The 8,001-nt window shown below is 39.7% G+C and carries 11 protein-coding genes; all 11 read left to right on the top strand.

Annotation, left to right across the window (positions count from 1 at the left end; translation table 11 throughout):
* On the top strand, positions 1–277 hold a 277-nt coding region (locus KEM10_RS22980), incomplete at its 5' end, for a hypothetical protein (RefSeq protein ID WP_212220433.1).
* Positions 278–281: 4 nt separating this feature from the next.
* Entirely contained in the window at positions 282–590 is a 309-nt protein-coding gene (locus tag KEM10_RS22975) for a DUF4134 domain-containing protein (protein WP_212220430.1), read from the top strand.
* Position 591: 1 nt separating this feature from the next.
* The gene (locus KEM10_RS22970) at positions 592–909 is read left to right on the top strand and encodes a DUF4133 domain-containing protein (protein ID WP_212220427.1); all 318 of its coding nucleotides are present in this window, start codon (positions 592–594) and stop codon (positions 907–909) included.
* A gap of 31 nt (positions 910–940) precedes the next feature.
* Positions 941–3,325, top strand: a complete 2,385-nt coding sequence (locus tag KEM10_RS22965; protein WP_212220424.1) for a TraG family conjugative transposon ATPase — start codon at positions 941–943, stop codon at positions 3,323–3,325.
* 17 nt (positions 3,326–3,342) lie between these two features.
* On the top strand, positions 3,343–4,002 hold the full coding sequence (locus KEM10_RS22960) for a hypothetical protein (RefSeq protein WP_212220421.1): 660 nt from the start codon (positions 3,343–3,345) through the stop codon (positions 4,000–4,002).
* 3 nt (positions 4,003–4,005) lie between these two features.
* The gene (locus KEM10_RS22955) at positions 4,006–4,710 is read left to right on the top strand and encodes a hypothetical protein (RefSeq protein WP_212220418.1); all 705 of its coding nucleotides are present in this window, start codon (positions 4,006–4,008) and stop codon (positions 4,708–4,710) included.
* A 33-nt stretch (positions 4,711–4,743) separates the two neighbouring features.
* A complete protein-coding gene (locus tag KEM10_RS22950; protein ID WP_212220415.1) occupies positions 4,744–5,679 on the top strand; it encodes a hypothetical protein in 936 nt (311 codons plus the stop codon).
* Between the two features lie 32 nt (positions 5,680–5,711).
* Complete coding sequence (traK, locus tag KEM10_RS22945; protein ID WP_212220413.1) at positions 5,712–6,338, top strand: conjugative transposon protein TraK; 627 nt, start codon at positions 5,712–5,714, stop codon at positions 6,336–6,338.
* A 9-nt stretch (positions 6,339–6,347) separates the two neighbouring features.
* Positions 6,348–6,650 carry a hypothetical protein gene (locus KEM10_RS22940; RefSeq protein WP_212220410.1) on the top strand — a complete coding sequence of 101 codons (303 nt, stop codon included), beginning with the start codon at positions 6,348–6,350 and terminating at the stop codon, positions 6,648–6,650.
* Entirely contained in the window at positions 6,631–7,761 is a 1,131-nt protein-coding gene (traM, locus tag KEM10_RS22935) for a conjugative transposon protein TraM (RefSeq protein WP_212220407.1), read from the top strand. Before KEM10_RS22940 ends, traM begins: the two co-directional genes overlap by 20 nt.
* A 10-nt stretch (positions 7,762–7,771) precedes the next feature.
* Positions 7,772–8,001 (top strand): hypothetical protein (locus KEM10_RS22930; RefSeq protein ID WP_212220403.1); only part of this gene is annotated, 230 nt, incomplete at its 3' end.

The raw sequence follows: 8,001 nt of genomic DNA, 5'->3' as shown, positions 1-8,001 counted from the left end.
ATTCAAAAGCAAACCTGAGATCTTTGAATTGGAGGAAGAGACAGGTCATCCACAAACTAAAACCATTCATTCAGCCGATTTGCTTTTAGATAAAACCATTACAAAAACGTCTGCCGGACAAGCACTGGAAGTCAGTAAGTCCTCAGATTCTGATCTAAGCGGTTATCCATTAGATGAGCTGGATCATCCCGATAGTAAACACCGGGAAGCTTTTATCAAGGAGCTACAATCCAAAGCAGACAAATCAACTTCTTCCGCATTTAACTATAACCTATAATAATATGAAAACTAGGAATATTATTCGAAAAGGATACTCAGCATTGATAATGCTGTTTGTTGCCACAAGTATTGTAATTGCACAATCATCGGACGGGATTGATCAGGCAACCTCTGAAGTTAGATCCTACGTTGATCCCATTTCCAATCTGATCATTGCCTTGGGAGCCGTCATTGGATTGATAGGTGGAATCAGGGTGTATATAAAGTGGCAGAGTGGAGATCAGGATACCCAGAAGGCACTAATGGGTTGGTTTGGAGCTTGTTTGTTTTTGATATTGGTGGGTGTGGTTATTGGTGCCTTCTTTGGTTAAGATGAAGGGTAAGGAATACTATCATATCAGCAAGGTAGATGATCGAATCTATATTAAAGGCTTTTCAGGTGTGCTGGTGTATAAGGCCCTGTACACTATTTTGGCAGCCTTTGGAGGATTTACGATTCTCTACCTGCTGACCGGCCCTTTAATTGCAGTTTTCCTGATTGTGCCATCATTATTGATTGCACTCTACAGATTAAATAAGCTGCAGAAGAAATATGGTCCCGATGGATATATGAAAAAACGCATGTCAGGCAGATTACCTGATTTCATTATTGTTCGCTGCAATCCATGCGATTGTCTCCTAAAAGAATAATAAAGTACGACCACTGAATTAATCAAACCAAATGAAGACTAAAACAATTTCTGATTGTATACCTGTCTTGGGATTTGAGGATCATATTCTGATCTCACCGGGAATGGATATGACATTGGGTATCAGACTTCAATTACCGGAGCTTTATTCCTGCAGCAGGGAAGAATTGCTCAATATCCATGATGCTTTTAAACGAATTGTGATAATGTTACCTGCGGGTGTTTTATTGCACCGACAGGATGTCTTTCTCGATTCCGTTTATCAATCTACAAAAGATCAGAGTCAATCGTTTCTGACAAGTTGTTACCTGAATCATTTTAACGGGAGATCCTATCTGAAACAGGAAAGTTATCTCTTCATCTCAATAATGAGCAATGGTTTATTAAAAAACTGGCTGGGGAACAGTCTTCTGACACCAACCAGGCAAAAAAGAAAAATTACCGGGCAACGAGATCAGCTGAAAGAAATACACTGCAATATCAGCGGGCAACTTCGTCAATCAGGAATTGAATGTGAGCAGCTTGGAGAAGAAGAGATGAAGCTACTCATCAACCGATATATGACATTGGGATTTAAAACGGACAATAACATGTTAAGTAATCCGGACTTCAGGGATCATTTGAAAGTTGGAGGACAGTTTGTTGAATTTTGCAGTCTGAGTGATTATGCCCATCTGCCATCTGAGATCAGTCCGGTAAGCCGTCATCCGGGAAACCACTTACCGGTATCCATGCTCTACCCGGTCAGTCATGGACTGAACTTCTCTCATATTGTCAATACCTTTTTGTATATGGGTAACCAGTCAGGTATTAAGACTCGTCTGGAAAACAGTCAGAAAAAGATCTATTCCTTATCCCGCTTTTCAACGGAGAACAAACTGAATGCTGTTTTACTGAGTGATTTTCTGGAAGATGTACAGCAAACAGGAGAACCCATTATTCAGGCACATTGTAATCTGATGTATTTTGATCATTCACTCCGGGGGCTGAAGCAGAAGAGAAGTGAAGCAGGTACGGCTTTTTCATCCATTAATTGTCTTCCCTATCGTCATAGTTTTGATTTGCCTTTGATGTTCTGGGCTTCCTTGCCGGGGAGTACACAACTGTCGGAAACAGAAACCCTGCTATTGCAGGCACCACAGGCTTGCTGTCTGATGAATTTTGAGGGTAGTATCACTAACAGCCGTTCCTCATTTTATATTCATTTTTCAGATCGTCAAAACGCTTGTCCCGTTAAAGTAGATGTTTCGGATGAACCCATGGAGAAGCATTGGGTACATAACCGGAATAAGATCATCATAGGTGGCTCTGGCTCCGGAAAATCATTTTTAACCAACCATCTTTTAAGGCATTATGGAGAAAGTAATAACTGTCATACAGTGCTACTGGATGTGGGACGAAGTTATGAGATGTTGGTGCACTATCTGGATGAGCAACTAAAGATGCAGGGAGGAGCCATGCATATAGAATTTACCGAGGAACAACCCATCTCATTTAATCCTTTTGTTCTGACCGATGGACTATCAACCGAACGTAAGCAAACCATTTTATCGGTACTCTATACCATCTATAAACCTCAGTTGTCAGAGATAGATAAAGATGTGATAGCACAATCGGTGCTGGCCTATTATAAGAAATGTACCAGCAATTATTCTTTCGATACCTATTATGATTTTGCTCGGGAATGGATTCCCGAACTGATCAAAGAAAAAGGATTGTGTTTTAATAGCGGTGAATACTTTTTTATTCTGAGTAAATATTACCGAGATGGAGAATATGGCTACCTGTTAAATCGGCAGATGGAAACAGATGAATTCTTTGACTGTCCCTTTATTGTTTTTGAACTGGATAATATCAAAGATCATCCGGTTATCTTTCCCGTAGCCACTTTAATCATCATTGATATTTTCCTCCAAAAGATGCGATTGTTAAAAGGAGTCAGAAAAGTGATCTGTATTGAAGAAGCCTGGAAAGCGATTGCTACCCCTCAGATGGCAGCTTATATCAAGTACTTCTTTAAAACCATTCGTAAATTCTTTGGAGAAGCCATTGTCGTTACTCAGGAGATAGAAGATGTAATCTCCAGTCCGCTGATCAGGGATGCCATTGTTAATAATGCAGATACCAAGATTCTTCTGGACATGAGCAAGTTTGCCAATAAGTTTGATTCCATCAGCCAGGTGTTGGGATTAAACTCCTTTCAAAAAGAACAAATACTATCGGTAAACAGTGACTTACCGACCAATAGAAAATTAAAAGAATGCTTTATCGCCTGGGGAAGCCACTCTCGTGTGTATGCTTTGGAAACCAGTCGTCAGGAATACTGGTGTTATACGTCAGAGGAAAAAGAGAAACAAAGCATGATAGGGAAGATGAAAGATCACACATCATTTATCGGGTTACTCAACACAATATAAAACTAAAATCAATCATCATGAAAAAGCTTATTACACTTATCCTCTTCACCTATTTACTTTCGGGCAATCAGATTATGCAGGCTCAGCTGGCTGTTAGTGATGTTGGAGGAGGAATACAAAGAGAAGCCTTATGGACACAGGAAAAAGGCATACTCAGTAAAATGAACTGGTATAATATGCTGATTCATGCCTTGAACGGAGATATTAAAGGTCTTACGGGAGAACTCCTGGGTATTGATCAGGAATTACTGGATGCTGTTGAAAATGTATCCGGGCTGATCAAAGATTATAAACGCATCCAGGAAACACGTGAGCTCTTGAGTAAGATACTCGAGATATATACAACGAAAGTACCTCATTTACTCGAAGACCAAAATTTTACACCGCAACAGGCCGCGGCTATCCTACAGGCTTTTGATATTATACTGACTGATAGTAGGGATCTGGTGATTAATGTTCTGAATACCATAACCATTGATAAAGCCTTTTTGATGGATGATAAAGCCCGCTATGACGTGATCAACGGGATATACAGGCAGGTTAATCAGCATTATGGTACCATTTGCTATCTCTATAACAAGATACTTTATGCTTCTTATATGAAGAGCTATACAATCGGAGACCTCAGGAGTTTTGCGTTTTACTATAGCTTATATGACAATGGCTTAAATAACTGAATGATGAAAAATCTATTCATATTATTGATATTGCTCGTATTCAGTGGAGTACAAATAGAAGCCCAGGATGCCTTTGCCGTCAAGAAATGGAGCGGACGCTATCCGACGATGAATAACGATTATCCCTTCACTTTCTTATGCTGGAAAGGTTGGTTACCTCCGGTACCTCATTTCTTTGTTCGGTTGTATCCGTCTCACTACTATTATTACCTGAATTCAGTTCCTGTTTATGATGTGAAGAGTTATACGGAAGAAGTGATTTATCAGGGACTAAAACTGGTGTTAAAAGAGCTGGACAGAAGCACCCTCGAAAAAACGCTGAATAAGGTTGAAGGCATTCAATTGAATCAAATTGGGCAGGAAGCCATAGAATCTTTTTTGCGAGACAGTCGCCTGAAAGAGATACCTGATTTATATGCCAATCAGGGTGCATTTTTAAACTCACAGGTATCTCTGGAAACAAATGTGGATCTGCCGGCTGAATTAACAGAGATTTTTATCAGTGAGATTCAACGCACACAGGAAGACTATTCGATGATCAATAAGATGGACTGTCTTCAGGAAGATAAGATTAAAGCAGATGCAGAAATCAACAAGGCCTTGGGTGAGTTGAATGGTACCATCTTATATACCATTCAAAAAGTAAAATATTGGCAATACTACAGCCAAATGAAAGAAACTCATCTGGATTTTCTGGCAGGCAGATAGAAACAGATCACTTCTCAATAAATAATACAGATAATGGATTTACAGGACTTCTTTGATTTTACTGAATTGCTGATTGATGCAGGGATAGATAATGCTCGACTATTAGTAGAACTGGCAAGAGCCATAGGAGGAATAGCTGCTTTACTTTTTATCTCCAAAAGGATTTTTGAACAGTTGATAGCTGATAATCCGATTATGATATTACCTCTGTTAAGACCTTTTGCACTGGTACTGGTAATTACTTTCTGGGGTCCTTTTATAAAGTTGCTGATGGTACCCACCAATGGTTTGACACAATTATCGGAAGAGATTTATGCTGATCGTCAGGAGCTGGTTAGTCAACGTTTGATTGAAAAGCAGGAGGCCATCCTTAGAGTGGATGTACCGGCTTTTGTGGAGAATCCTGACAAAGAAGCTGACTTATGGGATAAAGGAATTAATGTGTTATTAACCACTTACAACATAATTACAGGGAGAGCCATTCGTAACCAGGTTACTTATTATACAATGGAAGGATTAAGATATGTTACGGAAGTAGCTTTCGAAGTGGTGGTTTACCTGATTGCTTTTCTGAGAACCGTGTTTTGTGTTTTATTGATCGTATTTGGTCCGTTGGTCTTTGCCCTGTCCATCTTTGATGGTTTTCAGGATAGTTACCTGCAATGGATTGCACGTTTTATCAGTGTGAATCTGTATCTACCCATCGCCTTGATTGTACTCTCACTGACTCAACAATTGTTGGTTTATGTGTTGGGCAAAGAAATAGAATTGATCAACAGTATGGGGCAGTATGAAGCTTCTTTTTTCTTTGTCACAGGCCTTATCGTTCCGGTGTGTGGTATCTGCGGACTGGCTATGGTGCCAAAAATATCAGGCTGGATAATAAATACTTCAGGAACAAGTACAGGAGGCGGCAGAATGCTTCGAACAGCTGCCATGATGGCTGTCAGCAAAGGGGCATTGAAATAGATTACTAATCACTTAAATCGACCCGATTACACATGAGACAACTATTTGATATACAACAAAAATTTCGATGGACAGTGTATGTGCTTTTGATAACAACCATTCTATCAATAGGGTTTGGAGCCTATTCTTATTTAATGGCTTTACAACTGGCAGAACGTTCGAGACAAAAGATCTATGTACTTGATAATGGTCAGTCACTTTTACTTGCCTTACGTTCTGATATATCAGAGAACAGGGAGGCGGAAGCCCGAAATCATGTGAAACGATTCCATGAACTCTTTTTTACCCTGGAACCAGATAACGAATATATCGAAAGTAATATCAGGGAAGCATTGTATCTGGCTGATCAAAGTGCCATGAAACAATACAGAAGCTTTAAAGAAAGTAATCTGTATAACCGTCTGATTGCTTCCAATGTGAGTATGACCTTGAAAACGGATTCTGTCAGAGTTGATTTTTCATCTTATCCTTATCAGTTTCATTATTACGGACGACAGAAAATTGTTCGCCAAAGCAATACCACCATACGTCAGTTGATTACCAAAGGATGGCTTAGGAACATTTCCCGAACAGACAATAATACTCACGGATTCCTGATTGAAAACTGGATCATAGAGGATAACAGCGATTTACGAACCACCCGAAGAAAAAACTATTAAAACCGGATTATGAACATCAGGAAAAAGATAAAGCGATGGATTGAATTGGCAGATCATCAGGATAAACGACTGGTAAGGAGAAGCCGGATTCGTAAATGGATAGTCATAACCGGAATGTTGGCAGTTCTTTTTATCCTGTCTTTTATTCAGCAGTTGAAACCGGAATTCAATCATTATTCCATGCCAGAGGCTCAATCAGGACAGACTCATACCTGTGACTCCGTTTCCTTATCCAACAATCCGTTTGAGCTGCCCGCAGATTCATTTGAACAACTATTAAAACAGAAGATCGATGAAAGAAATACTGATTAAAAACAAGCAATTACTGGTACCTCCTCTGATTGTTCTGCCTTTTTTATTTCTGATATTTTACGTGCTAGGAGGAGGACAGGGAACAGATCTTAAACAGCCTGAAGAACAGGTGGACGGAGCCAATTATCAGTTACCGGAGGCTGATCGTAAGATCGGTATACTGGATAAGAAAGAGGCTTACCAAAGGCAGGAAAAGCAGAATGAAGAACGACCTGTCAGCTTTTCCTTCGATTCATTGTCAGGTCCGGAACAGATACAATTGTCTGATGAGTTAGGCAAAGAAGAAGCCAGGGATATTATGAACCGACATATGAATCAACAGAAGGAATCGGTAAAGGACGCCTTAACAGAACCCGGTTCTCAGGAAACGCAAGTGGTGACAAAGTCAGAAGCTACGGTTAATTCAAAAATGACTAAAACTCAAAAATCACAATACTCCCAAAAGAAAAAGGCTCAGCCATATGTGGGAGAAGTAAATCCGTCACTCTCCTCATTTGAAGCCATGGAGACACTTATTTACAATCATGAAAAGATGGCGAGACAGAATGATTCACTTCTTAGAGAATTACAGAAAATGCAATATCAAAGAAAACCGGAAGATAAAAATGAAGTTCTCAAAGTGAAAGTTTCGGAAAAATTACAAAGACAGTCTGTCACTGACGATCCTGTAATTATGGTATCCGTAATGAATGATTGCACCGTCCGAAGCGGGAACAGGGTTATGATATGCCTGGAAAAAGATATTCTGATTGACGGAATCAATATAAAAGCAGGAACTCTTATCTATGGTTTGTGTAAATCCGACAATGAACGTTTGCAGATACAGGTTACATCCATACCTGCGAGAGGCACCTTTTTACCGGTAGATCTTGCAGCTTATGATACAGATGGAATAAAAGGGTTGTACGTCCCTGATCGTGCAGCAAGAAAAATATACAAAGACGTGGTTGGAGATATTAATCCCTCAGTCCTTTTTACACCAGAAGGAGAGGCTTTGACTTATATGGGGCTGAATGCTGCAGGAGACATGGCACGCAACATGACGAAATCAGTCCGGGAGAAAAAGGTTCATTTGAGACAAAACACCCTAATCATTCTTAAAAATAATTAATTCTGAAGCTATGAAAAACTTAATCCTGATAGTCAGTCTGTTTCTAATGATTTCATCAATGATAGCAGGAAATAAAATAAAGGTGAATGCTGATAATTTTGTGCACCTGATGTGTCATTACACCATTTCATATGTTCAGGTGGGAGATGCAGAAAAGCTGCTTGCGGAGCCATTGGAACATTATCCTCATGTTCTTCGGTTTAAGGCTCTGCAGGAATTTGAAGGAAAGTGCTCAATGAG

Source organism: Carboxylicivirga linearis (genome assembly GCF_018271995.1).
Lineage (GTDB): Bacteria > Bacteroidota > Bacteroidia > Bacteroidales > Marinilabiliaceae > Carboxylicivirga > Carboxylicivirga linearis.
This window is presented reverse-complemented; position numbering and strand designations above follow the sequence as displayed.

Coding starts and splice junctions, on each gene's coding strand:
- traM (WP_212220407.1), top strand. CDS start 6,631: ATGAAAGAAATACTGATTAAAAACAAGCAATTACTGGTACCTCCTCTG.
- KEM10_RS22960 (WP_212220421.1), top strand. CDS start 3,343: ATGAAAAAGCTTATTACACTTATCCTCTTCACCTATTTACTTTCGGGC.
- KEM10_RS22965 (WP_212220424.1), top strand. CDS start 941: ATGAAGACTAAAACAATTTCTGATTGTATACCTGTCTTGGGATTTGAG.
- KEM10_RS22970 (WP_212220427.1), top strand. CDS start 592: ATGAAGGGTAAGGAATACTATCATATCAGCAAGGTAGATGATCGAATC.
- KEM10_RS22975 (WP_212220430.1), top strand. CDS start 282: ATGAAAACTAGGAATATTATTCGAAAAGGATACTCAGCATTGATAATG.
- KEM10_RS22955 (WP_212220418.1), top strand. CDS start 4,006: ATGAAAAATCTATTCATATTATTGATATTGCTCGTATTCAGTGGAGTA.
- KEM10_RS22940 (WP_212220410.1), top strand. CDS start 6,348: ATGAACATCAGGAAAAAGATAAAGCGATGGATTGAATTGGCAGATCAT.
- traK (WP_212220413.1), top strand. CDS start 5,712: ATGAGACAACTATTTGATATACAACAAAAATTTCGATGGACAGTGTAT.
- KEM10_RS22950 (WP_212220415.1), top strand. CDS start 4,744: ATGGATTTACAGGACTTCTTTGATTTTACTGAATTGCTGATTGATGCA.